20 protein-coding genes are annotated in these 23,295 nt (G+C 64.1%); 11 read left to right on the top strand and 9 right to left on the bottom strand.

What is annotated here, in order from left to right:
• Positions 1–158: 158 nt before the first annotated feature.
• Positions 159–377 carry a hypothetical protein gene (locus LV82_RS13780; RefSeq protein ID WP_104072650.1) on the top strand — a complete coding sequence of 73 codons (219 nt, stop codon included), beginning with the start codon at positions 159–161 and terminating at the stop codon, positions 375–377.
• On the opposite strand, the gene LV82_RS13785 is transcribed toward LV82_RS13780, so the two are convergent.
• Positions 355–3,462, bottom strand: a complete 3,108-nt coding sequence (locus tag LV82_RS13785; RefSeq protein WP_104072652.1) for an efflux RND transporter permease subunit — start codon at positions 3,460–3,462, stop codon at positions 355–357. The genes LV82_RS13780 and LV82_RS13785 overlap by 23 nt on opposite strands.
• A gap of 4 nt (positions 3,463–3,466) precedes the next feature.
• Entirely contained in the window at positions 3,467–4,591 is a 1,125-nt protein-coding gene (locus LV82_RS13790) for an efflux RND transporter periplasmic adaptor subunit (RefSeq protein ID WP_104072654.1), read from the bottom strand.
• On the opposite strand from LV82_RS13790, the gene LV82_RS14815 reads away from it, so the two are divergent.
• Positions 4,590–4,769, top strand: a complete 180-nt coding sequence (locus LV82_RS14815) for a hypothetical protein (protein WP_146065180.1) — start codon at positions 4,590–4,592, stop codon at positions 4,767–4,769. The two genes, LV82_RS13790 and LV82_RS14815, sit on opposite strands and share 2 nt — an antisense overlap.
• Positions 4,770–4,818: 49 nt before the next feature.
• Here the strand turns inward: LV82_RS14815 and rfbA are convergent, their stop codons facing one another.
• The 4 genes from rfbA to rfbC are packed head-to-tail and all read right to left on the bottom strand — an operon-like array spanning position 4,819 to position 8,191.
• A complete protein-coding gene (gene rfbA / locus LV82_RS13795) occupies positions 4,819–5,721 on the bottom strand; it encodes a glucose-1-phosphate thymidylyltransferase RfbA (RefSeq protein ID WP_104072656.1) in 903 nt (300 codons plus the stop codon).
• A complete protein-coding gene (rfbD, locus tag LV82_RS13800) occupies positions 5,718–6,590 on the bottom strand; it encodes a dTDP-4-dehydrorhamnose reductase (RefSeq protein WP_104072658.1) in 873 nt (290 codons plus the stop codon). The genes rfbA and rfbD overlap by 4 nt, the downstream gene beginning before the upstream one ends.
• Positions 6,587–7,624 carry a dTDP-glucose 4,6-dehydratase gene (gene rfbB, locus LV82_RS13805; protein WP_104072660.1) on the bottom strand — a complete coding sequence of 346 codons (1,038 nt, stop codon included), beginning with the start codon at positions 7,622–7,624 and terminating at the stop codon, positions 6,587–6,589. Before rfbB ends, rfbD begins: the two co-directional genes overlap by 4 nt.
• A 3-nt stretch (positions 7,625–7,627) precedes the next feature.
• Entirely contained in the window at positions 7,628–8,191 is a 564-nt protein-coding gene (gene rfbC / locus LV82_RS13810) for a dTDP-4-dehydrorhamnose 3,5-epimerase (protein WP_104072662.1), read from the bottom strand.
• 552 nt (positions 8,192–8,743) lie between these two features.
• On the opposite strand from rfbC, the gene LV82_RS13815 reads away from it, so the two are divergent.
• The 9 genes from LV82_RS13815 to LV82_RS14820 are packed head-to-tail and all read left to right on the top strand — an operon-like array spanning position 8,744 to position 19,129.
• The gene (locus tag LV82_RS13815) at positions 8,744–9,718 is read left to right on the top strand and encodes a UDP-glucuronic acid decarboxylase family protein (RefSeq protein WP_104072664.1); all 975 of its coding nucleotides are present in this window, start codon (positions 8,744–8,746) and stop codon (positions 9,716–9,718) included.
• Positions 9,718–11,229: a hypothetical protein gene (locus LV82_RS15000; RefSeq protein ID WP_170063449.1), complete on the top strand. Its 1,512-nt coding sequence runs from the start codon at positions 9,718–9,720 to the stop codon at positions 11,227–11,229. The genes LV82_RS13815 and LV82_RS15000 overlap by 1 nt, the downstream gene beginning before the upstream one ends.
• Positions 11,226–12,239 carry a glycosyltransferase family 2 protein gene (locus LV82_RS15005; RefSeq protein WP_170063450.1) on the top strand — a complete coding sequence of 338 codons (1,014 nt, stop codon included), beginning with the start codon at positions 11,226–11,228 and terminating at the stop codon, positions 12,237–12,239. The genes LV82_RS15000 and LV82_RS15005 overlap by 4 nt, the downstream gene beginning before the upstream one ends.
• 9 nt (positions 12,240–12,248) lie before the next feature.
• Entirely contained in the window at positions 12,249–13,205 is a 957-nt protein-coding gene (locus LV82_RS13825) for a glycosyltransferase family 2 protein (protein ID WP_170063451.1), read from the top strand.
• Positions 13,205–14,176: a lysylphosphatidylglycerol synthase transmembrane domain-containing protein gene (locus LV82_RS13830; RefSeq protein ID WP_170063452.1), complete on the top strand. Its 972-nt coding sequence runs from the start codon at positions 13,205–13,207 to the stop codon at positions 14,174–14,176. The genes LV82_RS13825 and LV82_RS13830 overlap by 1 nt, the downstream gene beginning before the upstream one ends.
• Positions 14,166–15,641 carry an FAD-dependent oxidoreductase gene (locus tag LV82_RS13835; protein ID WP_104072670.1) on the top strand — a complete coding sequence of 492 codons (1,476 nt, stop codon included), beginning with the start codon at positions 14,166–14,168 and terminating at the stop codon, positions 15,639–15,641. The genes LV82_RS13830 and LV82_RS13835 overlap by 11 nt, the downstream gene beginning before the upstream one ends.
• Before the next feature lies 1 nt (position 15,642).
• A complete protein-coding gene (locus LV82_RS13840; RefSeq protein WP_170063453.1) occupies positions 15,643–16,428 on the top strand; it encodes a polysaccharide deacetylase family protein in 786 nt (261 codons plus the stop codon).
• Positions 16,425–17,870, top strand: coding sequence for a lipopolysaccharide biosynthesis protein (locus LV82_RS13845; RefSeq protein WP_170063454.1), 1,446 nt, complete (start codon positions 16,425–16,427; stop codon positions 17,868–17,870). The genes LV82_RS13840 and LV82_RS13845 overlap by 4 nt, the downstream gene beginning before the upstream one ends.
• On the top strand, positions 17,867–19,129 hold the full coding sequence (locus tag LV82_RS14820; RefSeq protein ID WP_170063455.1) for a glycosyltransferase family 4 protein: 1,263 nt from the start codon (positions 17,867–17,869) through the stop codon (positions 19,127–19,129). The genes LV82_RS13845 and LV82_RS14820 overlap by 4 nt, the downstream gene beginning before the upstream one ends.
• Here the strand turns inward: LV82_RS14820 and LV82_RS13855 are convergent.
• Genes LV82_RS13855 through LV82_RS13865 form a run of 3 tightly spaced genes read right to left on the bottom strand, consistent with a single transcriptional unit; the run spans position 19,126 to position 23,130 of the window.
• The gene (locus tag LV82_RS13855) at positions 19,126–20,664 is read right to left on the bottom strand and encodes a GMC family oxidoreductase (protein WP_146065182.1); all 1,539 of its coding nucleotides are present in this window, start codon (positions 20,662–20,664) and stop codon (positions 19,126–19,128) included. The two genes, LV82_RS14820 and LV82_RS13855, sit on opposite strands and share 4 nt — an antisense overlap.
• Positions 20,657–22,150 carry a glycosyltransferase family 39 protein gene (locus LV82_RS13860; RefSeq protein ID WP_104072679.1) on the bottom strand — a complete coding sequence of 498 codons (1,494 nt, stop codon included), beginning with the start codon at positions 22,148–22,150 and terminating at the stop codon, positions 20,657–20,659. The genes LV82_RS13855 and LV82_RS13860 overlap by 8 nt, the downstream gene beginning before the upstream one ends.
• Before the next feature lie 8 nt (positions 22,151–22,158).
• Positions 22,159–23,130 carry an NAD-dependent epimerase/dehydratase family protein gene (locus LV82_RS13865; RefSeq protein ID WP_104072681.1) on the bottom strand — a complete coding sequence of 324 codons (972 nt, stop codon included), beginning with the start codon at positions 23,128–23,130 and terminating at the stop codon, positions 22,159–22,161.
• Positions 23,131–23,295 lie beyond the last annotated feature (165 nt).

Genomic DNA, 23,295 nt, shown 5'->3' on the forward strand with positions numbered 1-23,295 from the left:
GAAGGCCACGCTCAGAGGCCTGACACACGTCCGATCGAAGACCCTGCCGAGACCTCAAGAAACGCTTGCCAAACAGGAGGCATCCACACACGTCATGGCATACAAGATGCCGTTGGTGGGGGCATCCACCGCATCAGTTCACCATCCGCGCCGTCACAATGATCCCCGGCGCGGGCGAGTTCGTCTACGCCACCGAGCCGCTGATGCGCGTGGAGGGTGCAAAGACCACGCCCGAGAACGTGCACGCCGAGACCGACAGGGGCGACTTCCTAGTTTCGCTCGACCGACTCGAGACGATGGCGCCGGCAGTTCAGAGCGTGTCGCTGATGGTGAGCTGGTTCGGCGACGCGCGGCTCAGGCGCTCAGCCGGCGCCTGAACCAGCGATTCCAGAAACGCGGGCGGCCCGGTTCCGCGGGTGCATCGCGCGAAGTCAGCATCAGCAGCGATGGTGTGACGACCAGTGTCAGCACCGTCGCAAAGGCCAAACCGAAGACGATCGCCGAGGAGAGGGAAATCCACCATTGCGTGGACGGCGCGCCATAGGTCGTTTCGTGCGAGAGCAGCTCGAGGTTGACGCCAAAGGCAATCGGCAGCACGCCCAGGATCGCGGTGATCGCCGTCAATAGGACCGGCCGCGCGCGTTCGTGGCAGGTCTGCAGGATCGCGTCGACCTTGTTCATCCCTTCGCGTCGCAACGTGTCAAAGGTGTCGATCAACACGATGTTGTTGTTCACCACCACACCGGCCAGGGCAATGATCCCGATGCCGGTCATGACGATGCCGAATGGCTGCCCCATGATCATGAGTCCCAGCAGGACGCCGATCGTGGACATGATGACCGCCGAAAAGATCAGCCCGACCGAAATGAACCGGTTGAACTGGGCCAGCAGCACGATGAAGATCAGGAACAACGCCGCAAGGAATGCCTTGCTGAGGAAGGCACCGGCCTCGGCCTGCTCCTCGTCCTCGCCGGCCAGCTCCCAGCGTATGCCGTTCGATTCGAGGTCCATCGCATTCAGCATCTCGACGACACTCTTGCGAACCGGGTCGGTCTGAACGCCCTCGCGCACGTTGGCCTGCACCGTGACCGTGCGCCGCCCGTCGATCCGCGTCAGGGTTCCGACAGCTTGCACGGGCTCGCGCTTGACGAAATTTGCGATCGGCACGGGGCCCTGGGCCGTCTCGACACGCAGTTGATCCAGCATTGCAATGGTACGCTGATCGGGGGGCAGGCGAAGCACGATGTCCACCGCGTCATCCGTGCCTTCGGGACGGTAGTCGGACAGCTTCAGCCCGTTCGTCACCAGCTGGACCACGGCGCCAACCGCACCGGGCGATACGCCGAACCGCGCCGCGGCCGCCCGATCCACCCGAATCTGCCAGTCGATGCCGGGCGGCGGCAAGCCGTTGTCGATATCCAGAATGTCCGGGTTCTTCGCAAGCTCGTCTGCGACCTGCGCCGCAACTTCGTTCAGGCCTTCGGGATTGTCTGCCGACAGGCGGATCTGGATCGCCTTGCCCGTGGGCGGGCCGGCCTGGGGCACGGACACCTCGACCTCGACGCCGGGTATCCCCTGCATCGCCGTGCGCAGGTCGGCCAGGATTTCGCTTGCCTTCTTGCGTTCGCGCCAATCGACGAATTCGTACTGGATCACGCCCACGACATCGGCTGCGACATCCGCGCCGGGCCCGCCGCCGGTTCCCGCGCGGGTATAGACCGTCTTGATGCCGGGCCAGCCCAGGATTCGCTCTTCGGCCATCCGGGTCAGCATGTCCTTTTCTTCGATCGACAGGTTGCCCCGGGCATGGACGTACAACAGCCCGTATTCAGGCTCGACATCGGGGAAGAACTCGACCCCCTTGCCGAATTTTCCATAGGCATAGGGCACGGCGATCAGCGCGGCGAGGGCGGCGAAGGTCACGATCCACGGATGCCGGATCGCGCGGGCCACAAAGCGCATGTACAGGTTGTCGCGCCCGCGGTCCTCCTCCACCACCGGACGGGCGATCAGCGCGCCGATCGTGGGCGCGAAGAACAGCGCATAGATCAGCGAGGCCGACAGCGTGGCGATCAGCGTGATCGGCATGAATTTCATGAATTCGCCCACGACGCCCGGCCAGAACAGCAGCGGGGAGAAAGCCGCGACCCGCGTTGCCGTCGCCGCGATGACCGGACCGGTCATCTTGTGAGAGGCCAGCGCGAAGGCCTGCCGCTTGTCCATTCCTTCGGACATGCGGCGTTCGGCATATTCGGTCACGATGATGGCATCGTCCACCAGCATACCGACGGCCAGGATCAGGCTGAACAGAACGACGATGTTGACCGTAAGCCCGGCCAGTTGCAGCGCAAGAATGCCCATCAGGAAGGATGCCGGGATGGCCAGGCCGATCAGCAGCGAGGCCCGCCCCGACAACGAATACAGGATCACCACGAAGACCAGGATCACCGCCGTCAGGACCGAGTTCTGAAGATCGGCCAGAAGCTGACGGATTGTGTCGGACTTGTCCTGGCTGAAGGTGACGACCGTGCCCTCGGGCAGGTTTTCCGCGAATCGCTCTGTCACGGCCTTCACGGCATCGACCGTCTCGATCAGGTTGGCCCCGACACGCTTCGACACTTCGATGGCGATTGCGGGGGCGCCGTTCAGGCGCGTGACGGTCTCGGCGTCCTTGTAGGTCTGCCGCACCGCGGCCAGATCGCGTGCCCGTACCACGGCCGTGCCATTCGACAGAACCGGCAGGTTCGCGATGTCTTCGACGGTTTCGATCAGGCTTGGAACCTTGATGGCATAGCGCCCCTGATCGCCCTCGAGCGCACCGGCAGCGATCAGCTGGTTGTTCGCCGCCACGCCCGCCGCCAGCGCATCCAGCCGCAGACCATAGGACGTCAGCTTTGCGGGATCGATGATGACCTCGACCAGATCATCGCGCACGCCTTGCAGATTGGCGTCAAGAACACCCGGGATTTCCTCGATCCGGTCGCGCAATTCGCGCCCCGCGCGCGCCAGGACGCGCTCGGGCACGTTCCCCGAAAGGGTGATGACCAGAACCGGAAATTCCGAGATGTTGACCTCGTTCACGCTGGGCTCGTCAGCGCCCGAGGGCAGTTCGCGCTTGGCCTCGTCCACCTTCGAGCGGACATCGTCAAGCGCCTTGTTCAGATCCGATCCCGCCTGGAACTCGAGAATGACGTTTCCGCCCCCCTCATAGGCGGTCGCCGTCATTTCCTTGATGCCCGCAATGGTTTTCAGCCTGGTTTCCATGGGGCGCAGCAGCAGGCGCTCGGAATCCTCGGGCGAGATGCCCTGATAGCCAAGGCTGACATAGATGATCGGGATCTGGATGTCCGGCTCGGCCTCCTTGGGGATGGTCATGTAGGCTTGGGCGCCCGCAATCATCAGGAAGACAAGGACGGAAATCGTCAGGCGCGCATTGCGGATGCAGGTTTCGACCAGACCCATGTGCTCAGTTCCCGCTGATTTGCGCGGCGACATCGCTTACGGCGACACGCTCGCCATCCCGGACAAGGTCCTGGCCAAGGACGATGATCCTGACATCCTCGGGGACGCCAGCCAGCACCAGGCCGCGCGGTGTGTCATCAATCAGCTCGACCGGTGCAAAGCGCGCAATGTTGTCCTCGCCCACGACGCGCAGTCCCAGTTCTCCATCGTCCGACAATGTTATGACGGATCTGGGCACGACAACCGCGCGGACCGGAGCGGTGAACAACGAAATCTCGGCCGTCATGCCCGACGGCACTTTGCCGCCGGTATTCGGCAGGCTGACCTCGACGGGGTAGGTGCGGGTCTGGGGCGAGGCCTCGCGCGCCACATGGCGCACAACGCCTTCGGCACGCAGGCCGTTGACCAGCCGCACTTCGGCCTTGTCGCCGATCCGAACGTGCCCGACCTCGATCTCGCTGATTTCACCCAGAACGATGATCGGGTCCAGCGAAAGGATGCGCGCGACCGGCGTTCCGGCCTGGATCCATTCGCCTTGCTCGACCTCGACCGAGTCGACGAAGCCTTCGAATGGCGCGACCACATTCAGGCGGTCGGCAGCGGCTTCTGCCTGAACCAGAGCGGCCTCGGCGGCGGCGGCATCGGCGCGGGCGCGGATCAGTTGCAGCTCTGACCCCGTGCCGGATTTGAACAGGGATTCGGCGATCTGCAATTCCTGCTGCCGCTGGGCCAGTGTGGCGCGTGCGGTTTCGACCGCGGCCAGCACCTCGGGGCCCTCGATCGACAGGACGACTTCGCCTGCGGAAACCATGCTGCCTTTCTCGACTTTCAGGCTGGCGATCACGCCGCTTGCGCGCGCCGCCAGAACGGCATTCTTGTCCGCCTCTGTCAGGCCCGAGACGCGAATGCGGCGGGCATGCTCGACGAATTCCGGGGCAATCACCCCGACCGTCCGCAATGGCTGGTCTGTGGCCGCCTTGGATTCCACCGGCTGTTCTCCCGGCGCGGGCTGGGCGGCATGGGCCTCTTCGCTGCCTACCGAGCTGAACTTGCCGGTCACCACCCAGACCGCCGCAGAGATCAGAACGATGATGGCCGCAATCCTGTGACCCCTGATACGAAAAGCCATGGCGAAGTTCCTGTTCTGCAATTGCGGCGGTTTCGGCCCGAAGCCGCCATCCTGCGCGCGCTCAAACCAGATCGTTCGTAATATCTGCGGCGTGAACCGTAAAGTTCAATCCCGCGCGCAAGAATACCCGACGCGCGGAATGTTCGGCACGCTCAGCCGCACCAGGCAATCACCATGACGCGCCCGACCGGCCAGAGAATACAGGATTCACGCCGGAATGGCGATTTTCACCCGCGCCGCGCAAGGTCCGGGTCGGACAGGACGCGGATCAGGTATCTGCCATATTGGGTCTTCAGATAGGGCTTTGCCAGATCTTCAAGCTGTGCCGCGTCGATCCATCCGTTGAGAAAGGCGATCTCTTCGGGGCAGCCGATCTTCAGATTCTGGCGCTCTTCGATCGTGCGGATGAACTCGGCCGCTTCCAACAGGCTTTCATGCGTGCCCGTGTCCAGCCATGCAAATCCGCGCCCCAGCGTTTCCACATGCAGCTTGCCTTCGGCGTTGTAGAGGTTGAGAAGGTCGGTGATCTCCAGCTCGCCGCGCGCCGATGGGCGGATCGAGCGTGCCCGCTCGGGCGCGGAAGCATCAAGGAAATAGAGGCCGGTGACGGCATAACTGCTCTTGGGGTGTTCGGGTTTTTCGACGATCGACAGCACCCGGCCCGCGTCGTCGAATTCGACGACGCCATAGCGTTCGGGGTCCGACACGTGGTAACCAAATACCGTGCCCCCGTCGACGCGCAAGTCGGCCGATTTCAGCTTTGCCGACAGGCCTTCCCCGAAAAAGACGTTGTCGCCGAGCACCATCGCCGATGGGCTGCCCGCCAGGAACTCCTCGGCCAGCAGATAGGCCTGAGCCAAACCGTCGGGCGAGGGCTGTTCGATATAGTCGAATCGCATTCCCCATTTCGACCCGTCACCAAGCAGAGCGCGGAACTGCGGCAGATCTCGGGGGGTCGAGATGATCGCAACCTCGCGGATCTGGGCCAGCATCAGGGCCGAGAGAGGGTAGTAGATCATCGGCTTGTCATAGAGCGGCAGCATCTGCTTCGAGACCGCATGCGTGATGGGATAAAGACGCGTCCCCGACCCACCGGCCAGAATGATGCCCTTGCGGTTCGTCTTGGTCATTGGTCTGCCTCGATTTCCTCGATCACTTCGGCAAGGCTCTGGCGCCAGTCAGGCTGAGCAATGCCATAGGTCTGATGGATCTTCGTGCAATCCAGCACCGAATTGGCGGGCCTGCGCGCCGGCGTGGGATAATCCGACGTCGTAATCCTGCGTACGCGCGGTGGATGTGCGATCCGGCGGGAAGCCGCGAAGATGGCTTCGGCAAAATCCGCCCAGGTCACGGCGGGCGCGCCGGCGAAATGATAGATGCCGGGAACCCCTTTGCCCTTTTCAAACGCGGCTGCGATCGTCCAGATGGCATCGGCAATATTCGCCGCGGCGGTCGGGCCGCCTCGCTGGTCGGCGACGATGGACAGTTCCTCTCGTTCCGCCCCAAGCCGCAGCATGGTCTTCACGAAATTGCGCCCATGGGCCGAAAAGACCCATGCTGTGCGCAAGATGACCGAAGTCCCCCCGGCGTCGAGCACTGCCTGCTCGCCTTCAAGCTTGGTCCGCCCATAAACGCCAAGGGGACCGGTTGAGTCGTCTTCGCGCCACGCCAGGTTGCCCGATCCGTCAAAGACGTAGTCGGTCGAGACGTGAATGAATGGCAGGCCGCGCGCCGCCGCCGCGCGTGCCATGGCCCCCGGCGATTGGGCGTTGACGCGGCGTGCCAGCTCGGGTTCGCTTTCTGCCTGGTCCACGGCCGTATATGCCGCGGCATTGATGACGATGTCGGCATCCGTCTCGGTTACCGCCCTTGCGCAGGCGTCGGGGTGGGCCAGATCCACGGCATCGCGCCCAAGCGCGACCAGATTGGCCCCCTCGGGCGCGCGCCGGACAAGCTCGATGGCCAGCTGCCCGGTCCGTCCGAAGATAAGCGCTTTCATCCGGTTCCCAGCCTCCGGCCAACGCCCTCGCGGTTCAGAAGCGGACGCCACCACCATTCATTGTCGAGGTACCATTGGACGGTGCGTTCCAGGCCTTCGTCCAGCGTGACCGAGGGCCGCCAGCCCAGCTCCTCGCGGATGCGGGTCGGGTCGATCGCATAGCGCCGATCGTGACCGGGGCGGTCGGGGACGAATGTAATCAGACGGTCATGCGGCGCGGCCTCGGGCCGTTTGTTGTCCAGGATCGCGCAGATTCGGCGCACAAGGTCCAGGTTCGTGGCCTCGTTTTCTCCGCCGATATTGTAGCTGCGCCCGACAGGGCCCTTTTCCAGAACCAGCATCAGCGCTTCGGCGTGATCCTCGACATACAGCCAGTCGCGGACATTGCCGCCATCGCCATAGACGGGGATCGGCTCTCCGGCCAGCGCCTTGAGGATCACCACCGGGATCAGTTTCTCGGGGAAATGATACGGGCCGTAATTGTTCGAGCAGTTCGTCAGCAGGACCGGCAGGCCATAGGTTTCGTGCCAGGCCCGCACCAGGTGGTCGGAAGACGCCTTCGAGGCCGAATAGGGGGAACGCGGATCATAGGGCGTCGTTTCGGTGAACTTGCCGGTGGGGCCGAGCGAGCCGAAGACCTCGTCGGTCGAGATGTGGTGGAAGCGGAAGTCCGCGGGCTTGCCGCGGCCGGACCAATAGGCCCGCGCGGCCTCGAGCAACGTATAGGTGCCAATGATATTGGTCTGGATGAAGGCCGCAGGCCCGTCGATCGAACGGTCCACATGGCTTTCCGCCGCCAGGTGCATGATCGCGTCGGGCTGGTGCCGGGCCAGAATGCGATCCATGGCGTCGCGGTCGCAGATATCCGCCTGTTCGAAGGCATATCCGGGTTCATCCGCGACTTCGGCGACGTTGGTCAATGACCCGGCATAGGTCAACTTGTCGACATTTACGACCTGGTGGCCGGCACGGATCGCTCGCCGCACCACGGCCGAGCCGATGAAGCCCGCACCACCGGTTACCAGAAGTTTCATGTATCAGCCCTCATACCGAAACGGGGATTGGAAATCGCGCAGAAGGGGGGCGCTTGCGTCCTTGTCCGACAGGATGGCCGTTGACGGATCGATGCCCCAGTCGATACCGATATCCGGGTCGTCGAAGCGAACGGCGCCGTCGCATTCGGCCGAGTAATAGTCCGAACACTTGTAGAGCAACTCGCTGTGCGGCTCGCGCGTGACGAAGCCGTGCAGGAAACCCGCGGGGATGAACAGCTGGCGCCCGTTTTCGGCCGACAGTTCCACGCCCACCCAATGGCCATAGGTGGGCGAGCCTGTGCGAATATCAACGGCGACGTCGAAGACCCGGCCGCGCCCGCAACGCACCAGCTTGGCCTGCGCATGGGGCGGGGCCTGGAAGTGCAGGCCGCGCACGGTTCCCGCCTGAGCCGAATAGGAGTGGTTGTCCTGAACAAAGTCGATGTCGATGCCGGCACTTGCCAGCGTGCGCCGGTTCCATACCTCGCTGAACCATCCGCGCGCGTCGGTGAAGCGTCTTGGAGTCAGTATCAGCACACCCGGCAGGGATGTTTCCTCGATTTGCATGGTGGCACCCCAGATGTTTGATCGGCGCGGACCATAGTCATGTCCGCCTCGAAGGTGAAGCCCCGATTTCAAGATCAACCGATGGGATGAGCATGCACGCTCAAGGCTTGTGGCGCTTTGAACTTCATCCCCCGTCGGCGGGCAACTCTTCCTTCGCGCCCGGGAAAAACCGTGCTATTCATTGGATGATATCATTTTGATCATGTCCGTCGGTCTTGTCCGCGGACCATTTTTGGAAACGGCATCAAGGCCGGATTTTGCAATCGCCCGGAAGGGCAGGGATGTGGTTTGGCGTGAGAATTTCTGCAAGCAGCCATGCATGCCGAAACCTGAGATTGGTGTTGCAGCAATCTGGCGCGGCCCGGGTGTTCGCGGGCGCACGCCGATCTGCATCGCTTTCCCTTTGCGTCAGCCGGTATCGCGACCAATTCGGTCGGCGCATGGGGACTGACGCAAGCTCGATGGCAATTTCACGGGTCGGGGCGAAATGTCTCGACTGCCATGCGCCGCCGGGCAAGACTGAAGCCCGGGTGTCAAGGGGTGGAGCGTAGCATGAGTGTGATGTCCAAGCGTATCCTTGTGACGGGCGGCGCAGGGTTTCTGGGCTCGCATCTGTGCGAGCGGCTTTTGCAGCAAGGCCACGAAGTCCTGTGCGTGGACAATTATTTCACGGGACGCCGGGCCAATGTCGCGCACCTTCTGGCCAATCCGCGCTTCGAGACCATGCGCCACGACGTCACCTTCCCGCTTTATGTCGAGGTGGACGAGATCTACAACCTTGCCTGCCCGGCGAGCCCCGTCCACTATCAGCACGATCCCGTGCAGACGACCAAGACCAGCGTCCATGGCGCGATCAACATGCTGGGGCTTGCCAAGCGCCTGCGCGCCAGGATCCTTCAGGCATCGACATCCGAGGTCTATGGCGACCCGCAGGTGCATCCCCAGACCGAGGAATACTGGGGGCATGTCAACCCGATCGGCTACCGGTCGTGCTATGACGAAGGCAAGCGCTGCGCCGAGACGTTGTTCTTTGACTATCACCGCCAGCACGGCCTGCGCATCAAGGTGGCGCGGATCTTCAACACCTATGGCCCGCGCATGCATCCCAGCGACGGCCGCGTCGTGTCGAATTTCGTCATGCAGGCACTGAATGATCGACCGATCACGTTGTACGGCGACGGCAGCCAGACGCGCTCGTTCTGTTATGTCTCGGACATGGTGGATGGCCTGATCCGGTTGATGAACACGCCCGACGAGGTGACGGGCCCCGTCAATCTTGGAAACCCGGTCGAAATGTCGATACGCGAGCTGGCGGAAACCGTCATTGCGCTGACCGGCTCTCGCTCGGAAATCGTACACGAGCGCCTGCCCTGGGACGATCCGGTCCAGCGCAAGCCGGATATCACGCTGGCGCGCAAGTTGCTGGACTGGCAGCCGCATGTCCCGCTGCGCGAGGGACTGGTTGCCACGATCGAGTATTTCCGCGATCTGCAGGACCGCGTGGCTGCGGATGAAGGGGTCGCATGATGACCACGCTCGCGCATACCGATGAACAGCAGGGCGCGGCCGTACGCTCGGCCGTCTGGCTGATGCTTGCGGTCCTTGCCTGTCTCAGCGTCTGGCTGATCAACGGCCGGCCGCTATTCTATTTTGATACCGTCGCCTATGTGTCACAGGGGCATAACGGGCTGCGCCAGTTGGGATGGAGCGCGGAATCGCCTCTGGCCGGCCGTGGTGCCGCCTTGCGCGAAGCGGGTGTGCCGGCGCCCGACATTGCGCAGATCGAGGCCGACAAGACCGTCGATGGGTCGCGATCCGCCGTCTACGCGCTGATCGCCGGCGCACTTGCACGTCTGAGAATGCTCGAAGGCCTGATCGTCCTGAACGTCGCGGCCGTACTTGCGGCTGTCTGGTTGCCGATGCGCGTCGCGCTGCGGGTCTGGGGGGGCGACATGCCGATCGGCAAGGCCGTCGCCTTGCCCATTATCGTGGCATCCCTTGGGTCGCTGCCGTTCCTCATCGCCTATCTGATGCCTGACACATTCGCGCCGGTCCTGTTGCTGGTCATCGCGACACTGGTCGCGTTCGCGCAGCACATGCGACCGTGGGAGATCGCCTTTGCCGTCGCGCTTGGCGCTCTCGCGATCGTCACGCATCTGTCGCACCTTGCGATCGCGGCGCTGATGGTGCCGGCATCGGCGCTGGTCTCTGTCTTCGTGGCGCGCCGCCAATGGTGGCTTGCGCCCGCGCTTGTCGCGTTGATCGTCGGAATCGGATTTGCCGAACAAAGCGTCTTGCGCTCCGCGGCCAGATCGGTTGCCGGGGCAGAGGTCGTCATCAAGCCCTATATCACGGCGCGGATGATCCAGGACGGACCGGGGCTGGATTATCTGAACGAACATTGTCCGGACGCCAATATCCCGACCTGCAAGCTGCACGCGGCGTTGCAATGGTCGGACGATCCCTACCGGATCACGGCCACCCATATCGTGTTCGAGACAAGCCCAAGGCTTGGGTCATTCCGCCTGATGGCGCCCGAGGACCAGAAGGCCGTGGCCGACGATCAGATCCGCTTCTTCCTTGCCGTTCTGGCCGACCGCCCGCTGGACACGATGGCGGCCTTTCTGAAGAACACGCTGATCCAGTCCCGCTGGGTCGCCGTCGACCTGACCCTGCCCACGGATTCCGTGGTCAACCAGAACCGGGGCGTCACGGGGTTGCTGCTTTCGGACTTCGATCACGGTCGCCTGACCCGCGATCGATCGTGGTTCGGCCCGGTCACGGTCGCGCAGGAGATCCTGTATGCCCTGTCGCTGCTTGTCATCGCGGTGCTGCTGCTGCTTCCGGGTCGGGTGCCCGCGCCGCTGAAGGCCCTGGCGGTGACGGTCCTGCTGGGCATTCTGGCCAATGCGCTGGTCTGTGGCGGCATATCCCAACCGTCCACGCGATACGGCGCGCGGGTGATCTGGCTACTGCCTCTGGTGGCGACAATGATGCTGATATTCGCGCGCCACGGCCGCCGCGAGGTCGCGCCATGACCCACGACTTGCGCATATCGGCCATCGTGCCTGCCTATCGTGCAGCGCATCTGTTGCCGCGGGTGCTTGCGCCGCTGATCGCCCTGCGCGATGCGGGCGAACTGGCCGAGGTGATCGTCGTCGATGATGTCTCGCCCGATGACACGGCACGTGTGGCGCGCGACCTTGGGGCGCGCGTCATCGTGATGGCGCGGAACGGCGGTCCGGGTGCTGCGCGAAACCGCGCGGCGCATGAGGCCGTTGGCGACATCCTGTGGTTCGTGGACAGTGATGTGATCCCGGACAGGCGTGGGCCTGCGCGGATCCGCGCGGCGATGACGGATGCCGAAGTCGGCGCCGTCTTCGGGTCATACGATGCCGAACCGGAAGGGACGTCGTGGTTTTCACGCTACAAGAACCTGATGCACCGCTACTATCATCAGCGGGCCCAGCGCGACGCGCGGACCTTCTGGGCCGGTTGCGGTGCGGTGCGGCGTGACGTGTTCATGACTGTGGGCGGTTTCGATACCGAAACCTATCGGATCCCTTCGATCGAGGATATCGAGCTTGGCTATCGCATCCGCCGCGCGGGTTGGCGGATCGTCGTCGACCCCGATCTGCTTGGCAAGCATCTGAAGGTCTGGACACCCCGAAGCGCCATCCATACCGACATATTCTGTCGGGCGCTGCCATGGTCGCGGCTGATGATCGCCCGCGAGGGGCTGCATGACGATCTGAACACCGGTTGGGGCGAAAGGGTCCGGGCGCTGATTGCCGCGGCGCTTGTGCTGTCGGTGCTGGCATTGCCCTTCGTGCCCGGACTTTGGCCGCTGACCCTGGCGGTTCTGGCCGCCGCGCTGCTGGCCAATCTGCCCTTTCTGCGCTTCATGCGCGCGCATGGCGGAACGCTGTTTGCGCTCAAGAGCTTTCTCTATCACCAGATCTATTACCTCTATTCGGCCGCGTCCTATGCCTGGTGCCTGTTCGAATACCATGTCCTTGGGCGGCGCGACCGCCTGCATGTGCCCTGAGCCATGACGATGACCGACGCGACCAGACCCGAAGCCAGCTGTGTGAGTGAAATGAAGGATATCGAGGAACACGCGGCCAAGGCCGCCGATGGACCCGCGCCGGATGTGCAGGGTCTGTCGCTGAGCGTGGTCATTCCGGCCTATAACGAGGAAGGCGCCATCGGTCAGACGGTCGAGAACGTTCGCGCGGCCCTGGAGCCGCTGGGCATACCGTACGAGATCATCGTCGTGGATGACGGATCCGAGGATTGCACGCTCGAGATTGCGCGCAACAGCGGTGCGATTGTCGACAGCAATCAGGTGAATACCGGCTATGGAGCCGCGCTGAAACGGGGCATCCGCCGGGCGCGGCACGAATACGTGGCCATAATCGATGCGGACGGAACCTATCCGGCGCATTACCTGCCCCAGATGCTGGCACTGTGTCGCGATCAGGACATGGTGGTGGGCGATCGCGGTTCTGCCATGCGCAACGTGCCGCTGATCCGCCGGCCCGCGAAATGGTTCCTCAACCGCTTTGCGTCGTTCCTGGCAGAACGTCGGCTGAACGATCTGAATTCCGGCCTGCGCGTCTTTCGCAAGTCCGAACTGGTGCCGTTTCTGCCGCTTCTGCCCCAGAAGTTTTCCTTTACCACCACGATCACGCTGTGCATGTCGTGCAACGGCAAGCGGATGATCTATTTCCCGATCGAATACGGCAAGCGGGTGGGCAAGTCGAAGATCCGTCCGGTGGACTTCCTGAACTTCCTGATCCTGATCCTGCGCATGACGGTTCTGTTCAACCCGTTGCGCGTCTTCATCCCGCTGGGTCTGATCCTGATGGGGATCGGCATGACCAAGCTTGTCTATGACATATACATGGACAACCTGTCGGAAACGACGGTGTTTGCCTTCCTGTCGGCGCTGATCATCTGGTCGCTGGGCCTGATCGCCGACATGATCTCGCGTCTGCATCTGAGGCCATGATGTCTGGCGGGGGGGCAGGGAAGCGGGGCGGCTGGCTGATACGCGCGCTTGGATCGGCTGTGGCGCTGGGCCTGATACTGTGGTTCCTGCCACTTGAGCGGATTGGGTCCGCGCTGGGCCGCCTGTCGGCGCCGATATTCCTGTCCGTTCTGGTTGCCTTTCTCGCCTGCCACGTGGTCACGGCGACGAAGTGGTGGGTTCTGATGGGCCGGGCCATCCCATGGCGGGTGGCGCTGCGCGCGCATTTCGCCGGGCTTGCGGCCAATCTGTGCCTGCCAGGCGCCGTGGGCGGTGACGCCGTGCGTGCCGGGTTTGCACATGCATACATGCGGGACGGACCGCGTGTTGCCGTGGCCGCCATTGTCGATCGGCTGATCGACATGGTGGCGCTGGCCTGTCTGGCCCTGTCGGGGCTGGTTCTTGTGCCGGCTGGAAACGCACCGGTCGGGCTTGCGCTGGGCGTGGGGGGTGTCGTGGCCGCGCTTGCGCTGGCAACGCTGGTCATCCTGCCATGGCTGATACCCGCGATCTGGAGGCGCTGGCCGCATCTGCCGATGGGCGGCCTGTTTCTTCGTGTCGCCGACGGCTTTTCCGCGTTGCGCTCGGCCCGGGCAAGGATTGCGGTGGCCTTCCTTCTTTCGCTTCTTGCGCAGGCCATGCTTGTGACCTTGTTCATCGGCCTGGCAATGTCGGTTGGGGTCGCCTTGCCCTGGCCGGTCTGGTTCCTGACATGGCCTCTGGCCAAGATCGTGGCGACGCTGCCGATCTCGCTGGGCGGCCTTGGCGTGCGCGAAGGCACGCTGGCCGCGCTGGCCCTGCCGTTCGGGGCCAGCGCGCATGACGTCGTCGCCGCCGGTCTGGCATGGCAGGCCGTGCTTTGGCTCGCGGGCGGCATCGGGGCGCTGACATTCCCGCTGGGCGGGCCCATGTCCGCACGGATCAAACAGGAGGCGGGCGAAGGTGCGGAATGAACATGACGAAACAAGCGGCAGGGCCGATCAGGTGACGCCGGCGCATCCAGAGCTTCCGCGCGTCGCGGTTCTGGGCGCGGGCCCCGCGGGCATCGCCGCCGCGCTGGCCCTGTCACGCGGTCGGGCGCAGGTCGAGGTCTTCGAGCGCGCGCCGGTCGTGGGCGGCAACGCGGCATCGTTCCAGATCGAAGGCATCTGGTGCGATTACGGCTCGCACCGGTTTCACCCGGCGGCCGATCCCGACGTGCTGCAGGATGTGCGCGATCTGCTGGGCGAGGATCTTCTTCTGCGCCCTCGGCATGGCCGAATCCGGCTGGGGGGGCGGTGGATCCACTTCCCGCTGAAATTGCAGGATGCGCTTCTTCGTCTTCCCCCGCGCTTTTCCGCGGCGCTTTTGCGCGATATGGCGACGGGCCCCATGCGAAAACGCAAGGAAGCCGCCGAGACGTTCTCTTCGGTCCTGTATCGGGGATTGGGGCCGACGATTTCCGAGAACTTCTACTTTCCCTATGTGCGAAAGCTTTGGGGTCTGGAGCCCGACCAGCTGGCCGTGACGCTGGCCGAAAGGCGGGTATCGGGCAGTTCCGTGGGAAAGATCCTGGGGCGGATGGTGCGGATGGTGCCGGGTCTGCGTGGCAAGACCACGGGACGGTTTTTCTATCCGCGGCAAGGATTCGGGCAGATCTGCGAAACCATGGCCGAAAGGGCCATGGCCCAGGGCGCAAGATTCCATCTTGGCGCCGAGATCCGCCGGATCGAGCGCGAGGGCACGCGCGTCACCGGGCTGGTCGTCGCCGATGGCGAAGGGGAAAGGCGCGTGGTCGCCGATCAGATCTACTCGACCATACCGCTGACCGCTGCCGTTCGGCTCATGGATCCGGCGCCGCCGCAGCCGGTTCTGGACGCGGCCGATGCGATCCGCTTTCGCGGCATGATCCTGATCTATCTGGTGCTGAAGACCAAGCGCTTCACCGAATATGACGCACACTACTTCCCCGAAACCTCGATCCCGATCAGCCGCATGTCCGAGCCGCGAAACTACAACGCGGCCGACGAGCCGGGCGACCGGACCGTGCTGTGCGCCGAACTGCCCTGTGATCCGGGCGAACGGTGGTGGAACATGGACGACGACGAGCTTGGCGCGCACTTCTGCGACTGGCTTGGATCGGTCGGTCTTCCGGTTGATGTTCGGGTGATGCGAACGGTGACGCGCCGGATCTCGCATGCCTACCCCGTTTACGATCTGGACTATCAGCGCAATTTCGAGACGCTGGATGATTGGCTGTCGTCGCTGGACGGGTATCTGGGCTTTGGTCGCCAGGGACTGTTTGCCCACGACAACACCCACCATGCCTTTGCGATGGCCTATGCCGCCGCGCAGGTTCTTCGCCCGGACGGCCGGATCGATCGGGACGCCTGGGCGGCGCATCGCCGGGCATTTGAAAGCCACCGCGTGGAGGATTGAGATGCCGCCGCCGGTGATCGATATCCTGATGTACCATTCGATCTCGAACCGGGGCGGGGCGACCTCGATCACGCCCGAGGTCTTCCTCAGCCAGGTGGATGCGCTCGCTCAGTCCGGCCTGCCAGTGATCACCATGGACGATCTTCTGGCCGCGCGGCGCGGTGGGCCGGCGTTGCCAGACAGATCGATCATCCTGACCTTTGACGACGGGTTTCGTGACTTCCTCGATACCGCGTGGCCGGTTCTTTCGCGCCACGGATTTCGCCCGATCGTCTATCTGCCCACCGCCCATGTGGGACGCGCCGAGCGTTGGGCAGGGGGTGCCGAGCCGCCCCGGGCATTGATGTCCTGGGCGGAAATCCGGGCCCTTGCCGCCGAGGGCGTCCTGTTTGGCAGTCACACGGTCAGCCATGCCGATCTGGATCTGCTGGACGGGGATGCAAGCATGGCCGAACTCATCGTCTCGCGCAGAAAGCTTGAAGACATACTGGACCGGCCGGTCCGACATTTCGCCCCGCCCTATGGACGCGCGGGGCCCGAGGTTCGAAGCCAGATCGCGCAGGTCTATGAAACCTCGGTTGGCACACGACTGGGGCAGGCGACGGCCAAGAGCGACCCGTTCGATTTGCCAAGGATCGAGATGTTCTATTTCACCGATCTTTCCCGATGGCGCGATTGGCTTGCGGGCAAGGGCAAGGCCTATCTGGTACTGCGACGGGGTTTGCGCGCAATCCGGCACGCCGTCCTGCATCCGTCCGGGGCAAATCCCCGTCGGACACCATCATGACGGTCGGGCGCAAGTTCCTGGGCGGGGTGGCCTGGATGGCTGCGGGCGGCTGGACAGAGCAGGCAATCAATTTTGTCGTCTTCATCGTCATGGCAAAGATCCTGGGCCCCGAACGCTATGGGCTTTTGTCCATGGCGGCCGTCTTCATCGTTCTGGCCGAGGCCTTGGTGCGCGAAAGCGTGTCCGAATACCTGATTGCCGCGCCCGACCCTGCGCCCGAGGATTTCAACGCCACCTTCTGGCTGACGGCCGGGCTGGGGCTGGTGCTGGCGGTCGCGCTGTGGCTTGGCGCAGGCTGGATCGGCACCTTTTACGGGCATCCGATTGTCGCGGGACTGATCAGGGTTCTGTCGGTGACGGTTCTGATGATCGCCTTCACCGCCGTTCCGGTGGCGATCCTGCGGCGCGAGCTCAATTTTCGGGTCCTGTCGCTGCGCGCGGTCGTGGGCGTGGCCGTCGGGGGGGCGGTCGGAATCTTCATGGCCTTGACGGGCTGGGGCGTGTGGAGCTTTGCCGGTCAGTGGATCGCGATGATCGCGGCGAATGTCGTTCTTGCGTGGACCTCGGTTCCGTGGCGGCCCGGTCTGAAGACGACGCGGGCGCATCTGGCGCGGGCGGGCCGGTTCGGCGCGCAGGTGCTTGGCCTGCGCCTTGCGGAACTGACACTGGTGCAGTTGCCGACCTTGATGATCGGGGCGTTTCTCGGGCCTGTCGCAACGGGGCTTTACGCCCTTTCCTGGCGGCTGGTCGAGACGCTGACCTTTCTCATCTCCACCCCGTTGCGTATGGTTTCACAGCCAGCATTCGCCGCGCTTGGCCGCGATGGCGGGCGGCCGGGCGATTTCCTGTTGGATATCGCGCGTCTGACCGGTGTTGTGGCATTTCCCTTCTTCATCGGACTAGCCCTGGTGGCACAGCCGGCCATCCTGCTGTTCTTCGGCGAAAGCTGGGCAGGCGCCGCGCCCGTCCTTTCGATACTCGCTTTGCTGGGGCTGTATCTGGCCTTTGCGATGGTTCAGCAAAGCTTCTGCCTGGCTGCAGGGCGGGCGGGTGAAATCATGGGGCTGGCCTGGATCAATGCCGCTCTGGCGGCGGGCCTGATGGCTGTGTCCGCGCCCTGGGGCCTGACGGCGATCACGGGGGCCTTCGTTGCGGCGCATTATCTGGCCTGGCCCCTGCGCTATCGTCTGGTGGCGCGGATCGGGCAGATATCGGCATGGCCTCTGGTCGCTTGCAAGGTCCGGCCCGCCATGGCCGCTGTGGCGATGGGGCTGGCGGTTGCGGCGGTTCGATGGCTGCTTGCCGGACAGCCGGTTCTGCTGGAGCTGGGGGCAGCCGTCCTGACCGGGGCCGGGGTCTATGCGCTGCTTGTCCTTGCGACGATGCGCGACCGCATGTGGCTTTTGCGCTCGATGATCCGACCGGAGGCTGCAGGCGCATGAGATCGCTGTCCATTGTCATGTTCACGACCTTCTATCCTCCGCATTCCTTTGGCGGCGATGCGATCGGGGTGCAAAGGATGGCGCGCGCGCTTGCCTCGCGCGGGCACCGCGTGACGGTCGTGCATGACGAGGACAGCTACCGCATCCTGGGCGGGCGGGTTCAGCCAAAGGACGCGACAGATGGCGTCGAGCGGATCGGCCTGAGATCTTCCGCGGGATTTGTATCGAACCTGATGGTCCAGCAACTGGGCCGGCCGGTCCTGCATGCCGCGCGCATCCGGAAGATACTGGATGAAAGGCGGCCCGACATCATCTGGTACAACAACACCTCGCTGATCGGTGGGCCGGGCCTTCTGCGCATGGGGGATGGGCTGAAAGTCTATGAGGCGCATGAACACTGGTTGGTCTGTCCGACCCATGTGCTTTGGCGATATGGACGCGAATTGTGCGACTCGCGCGAATGCCTGCGCTGCCAGATCAGCTATCGCCGTCCGCCGCAACTGTGGCGACGGACGGGGCAACTGGACAGGGCGCTGGACCGGATGGATCTCATCATCGCAAAGAGCCGCTTCAGCCGGGACAAGCATCGGGAATTCGGCCTGCGGCAGCAGATGGAGGTCTTGCCCTATTTCCTGCCCGATATCTATGAGCTGCCGCCGCCGCATGGGGGCCACCCGCGCCCATACTTTCTGTTTGTCGGGCGGCTGGAGAAGATCAAGGGCCTGCAGGATGTGATCCCGGCCATGGCGGACTGCCCCGATGCCGATCTCTTGATCCTGGGCGACGGCGATTACGCCGATGAGCTGAAGCGTCTGGCGGCGGGCAATCCGCGGATCCATTTCCTGGGCCGCAAGACGCCAGAAGAATTGAATGCCTATTATCGCGGGGCCCTGGCGCTGATCGTGCCGTCGGTCTGTTACGAAACCTTCGGGATCATCCTGATCGAAAGCTTTCGGCTGGGCACGCCCGTGATCGCCCGCAGGCTGGGGCCGTTCCCCGAGATTGTCGAGGCCGCGGGGGCGGGCGCACTGTTTTCCAACCGACAAGAGCTTGTGTCCGCAATGGTCGAGTTGCAGTCGAATCCCCAGATCCGGCAGCGACGTGGAGAGGCCGCGCGCGAGGCTTTTGGCCGGATCTGGCGCGAGGACCGGGTGCTGGCCGCCTATTGCGCGGCCTTCGCCCGCGCGGCACATCGGCGGGGGGATTCGGGGCTTGCGCGCGCATTGGAGGCCGGCGCACTTGAGCGCGGGGCAGGCTAGGGCGCGTTGGTCGCGATCCTGTGTGCATTGGCCATGACGGAAAGGGTGATGGTCGTCGCCGGTATCGCGGGCAGGCTGCTTGCATCGACCACGTGCAGCCTGCTCCAGCCATGAGGGCGCCCCAGAAGGTCGCTCTGGCCCGCCTGCGGCGCGTGATGCATCGGAAGACTGGCGCCGACATGAAAGCTGGAGCCCGGCGGCTCGATCCGAAGGGCTTGGGGCAGGCTGAACAGGCCCAGTGCCGAAAACGCTTTTGCAAGCCGCCGCGCCGCAGCCCGAAGCTTTGCATCGGTCTCGGGATTGCGCTGCAGCCCGACCTTCAGACGGCCATCCGGCGCAAGCTGTAGGGTCATGCCGTGCGAATGGTCGGAATGCAGAAAGATCTGGGCGACCATCAGGCGTCGGGCAAGCCCGCGCAAGAGGGGGACGAGGATCGGGACGCGCCCATAATTGTCCACCAGGTCGCGCGGGAAGTGTTCGTTCCAGCTGTATATCTGAGCGTGGACCAGATGCGGCGACATGTCGGCAGCGCGCAGCTCGGCAAAGGCCTGCGGCAAGGTGTGGAAGCGACCGCGATCCGGGCGCGTGCGGTTCGGCCAGCGATGCAGCATGGGCAGGAAGCCGTGCTGGCTGTCGCGCAGCGTCAGTTCGCCAGGACCGGATTGCGAGCGAAGCACGATCCGTGCCGTTTCCAGAACGCCCGCGGCCAGAAATATCCGGTCCCCGCGCAGTTCCTGGCCCGTTTCCAGTGTCACGATTGCGCCGTCGACATCTTCGGCAACCGACCGCACGATGTCGCCAGGGCGATAGTCGAAACCGGGCAATGCCTGCAATTGCGCAAGAGCGTGCCGCCCGGACCAGATCAAGCCATAGGGGCATCCATGCAGGCACATTCCGCACAGTCGGCATCCGGGCGCGACGGCCTGACGCGCCATCCCGATGACGACGCCGTGCTTGGCAAGGGCATCGGTCCTGTCTTCGGCCCGGCGTAGAAGTTCGGCTGCCTGCGGAGCCGGCTGGATCGGGACCCGCCCGGTCATGGGCAGATCCGGAAAAAGCATCTCGAGCGCGTCGGCGCGCCCCGAGATCGGCAGAAATTCGGCAACCGCGCGATAATGGGGGGCAAGCTCTTCGGCGCGGACGGGCCAGCCTGTCAGGTCCGAGCGCGCATAGGGCAAGACGGCCGAGCCCCAAAGGTTCGACAGCCCCCCGCGCGCCCGAGATGCACGCAATCCAAACCACGACGGCGGGTCGCACAGAATGGCCGTGGCCGGTTCGACCGCGAAATCCGATCCATAGCGACGAATCTGGCCCGGTCCTGCCGTGAATTGCGGCTTCATCCAGTCTGCCCGCGCGGCCGGTTCCCAGCCGTCGGGATCGGTTGCGGCCATCGTCTGGCGGCGGTTTTCGGCACCGGGTTCCAGGTCACGACCCCCATCGAGCATCATGACACGCCGCCCGCGCTTCAGGAGGCCATGAGCGGCGGCGATGCCCGCGGGGCCAGAGCCGATCACGATGTCCACCCGCTCAGTCACGGCTCAGGACGATCACGTTGCCATCGCCCAGCGTGCCCGGGAAACATCGCAGAGTGCGCAACACAGGCCCCTCGTGGCCGGGCGCGCAGATATCCGTGCCCGGCGTGACGCCCGCATCTGCGGCAAGCTGCGGCATGTCACGAAAGACACGCGCGGGAAATCCGACGACCAGAACAACCGGACCGTCCCCGGCGATGGCCTTGTGATATTCGGCATCCGTGAACAGCACTGGCCAGTCTGCGCCGAAGCGGGCACGAAAATTGCTGCCCGCGTGGCCAATGGCGATGACCCGCGCGCCCTGCCGCTCGATCTGGTGTGCAAAATTCCACGCGGCTTTCAGATCCTGTTTCGGATACTGGTAGTTGCGCAGGGCCAGCATTGCCGAGATCCCGATCATTCCAATCACGCCAAGCGTGAAGATCGGCCCTGCGAGCCTTGGCGCGCGGACAAGGTGCGCGATCAGGGCCGAACCCAGCTGGACGCCCGATACGATGAGGATCATCAGGAATGCGATATCGGTGAAGAAGAAGCGGGGCCAGATCCGCATGTCTACCGCCATCAGCAGCGCCACCGTAACGGCGATGTGCAGGAAGACCGTCGGCGCGAAGAGACGGGCATCGCGATACGTGGCAATCCAGCCAAGCAAGGACAGCAGAAGAACCGCAACCCCGGCCAATGCGGTCAGCGGTCCGGCGTTCCCGGTTGCTGTCCGGATGGCCTCGAAGGCGGCCCAGAGCGGGCTTTGGTATTCCTTCATGGGATCGGCCGCCGACGAGCCCGATACGGATTGAACAGTCGCGATCAGGCTGGGGACAAGCGGCGCATACAAAAGTAGTGTCACGGCAGTCCCAAGCAGGAAACCCGTCAGGGGTGGCCCGATCAGCCCGGGTTCCAGCCGCCCCCGCAGCGCGCGCACCATCACGGTGCCCAGCCACACCAGACCAAGCGCGACGAAGAAGAACGCCCCCGTCAGATGCGTGAAGATCGCGGCAGCCATGCAAAGCCCAAGCCCCAGCCAGGTTGCCGGTCGCGGGCGTCTCATGCCGCGCAGGAACAGAACCATTGCAAGGGTCGAGAAGAAGGCCAGCGCCGTGTAGCCGCGCGCGTTCTGTGAAAACCATATCTGGTGATACGAGAGCGCGAGCAGCAGCGCCGACACATGGGCGATGCGCGTCCCGCCTATGTCGCGGGCCAGATGCCAGGCCGCTGCGATCGTTCCCAGCCCGAACAGCATGGCCGGCAGCCGAACCGCCCATGGCGTATCGCCCAGGACCGAGATCGATGCCTTTGCCAGCAGGTTGTGGAGGTAGTGGTGGTTCATCGAATAGCTGTCGAGCATCGATGCCCAGCCGCGGTTCAGATGCGTGGCCAGCGTCTGGATCTCGTCATGCCACAAAGGGGCGTTCAGGCCCCAAACGCGCAGCGCGGCGGCCAGCGCAAGGATCGCGCCGAGCCAGACGAGGTCATGGCGTCCGGAATGTCGCATCGCCGGGCTCAGGCCGCCATCCGGGCGCGCTTTTCGGCGACGATATCGGCGATGATCTCATCCAGCCCCCGGCGCGGACGGAACCCGATGGTCTGTTCCAGCCGCGAGACATCGGGGATGCGGCGGGCCATGTCTTCGAAGCCTTCGGGATAGACGCTTTCATAAGGAACATGGATGATCGGCGCGTTCGAGCCGGTCATCGCGATGATCCTTTCGGCCAGCGCGCGAATGGTGACTTCCTGATCGTTGCCGATGTTGAAGACCCGTCCGCGCGCGGCGTCGCAGTCCATCAGTCGCACGAGTGCCTCGACCACGTCCGCGACATGGCCGAAGCAGCGCGATTGCTGGCCATCGCCATGTACCGTCAGGGGGCGATCCTCCAGCGCGGCCTGAACGAAATTCGGAACCACCATACCGTAACGCCCCGTTTGGCGAGGCCCAGTCGTATTGAAGAATCGCAGGATCACGACGGGAAGGTCGGCTTCGCGGGCAAAGGCCAGCGCAAGAAATTCGTCGATCTGCTTGGCCGACGCATAGGACCAACGCAGGTTGCGCGTCGCGCCGATCACCAGATCGTCGTCTTCGTGGAAGGGCAGGCGGGTGGATTTGCCATAGACCTCGGAGGTCGAGGCAACGAAGACCGGCTTGCGATCGCGCAAGGCGGCCTTGAGGACCGCTTCGGTCCCGCCGACATTCGTCAGGATCGAGCGCGACGGCTGCTCCATGATCAGCTTGACGCCGACCGCCGCGGCAAGGTGAAAGACCAGGTCGCAGGCATCGACCAGATCTTCGACCAGATCGGTATCCAGAACCGAGCCTTCGACAAGCCTGAACCGCGGATGCGCCGCGATCGACACCAGATTTTCGCGCCGGCCGGTTGACAGATCGTCAAGCGCGGTGACGTCATGGCCTTCGCGGATCAGCCGCTCGGCCAGATGGGAGCCGATGAAGCCGGCGCCGCCCGTAATCAAGATCTTCATAACGCCTCGTCTGAAAATACCCGTTACAACAATGCGGTGATGCTAGCACGGGCTGGGCGTGCGGTCATCCATGCTGTGCGCCGGGTGACCAGAGTGCAAGCAGGGCAAGGATTGTGTCCTGAGTGTGCACGATTTGCCCGACTCATGCCATATTCATTGCCGCGC

The organism is Albidovulum inexpectatum (assembly GCF_002927635.1).
Taxonomy (GTDB): Bacteria; Pseudomonadota; Alphaproteobacteria; order Rhodobacterales; family Rhodobacteraceae; genus Albidovulum; species Albidovulum inexpectatum.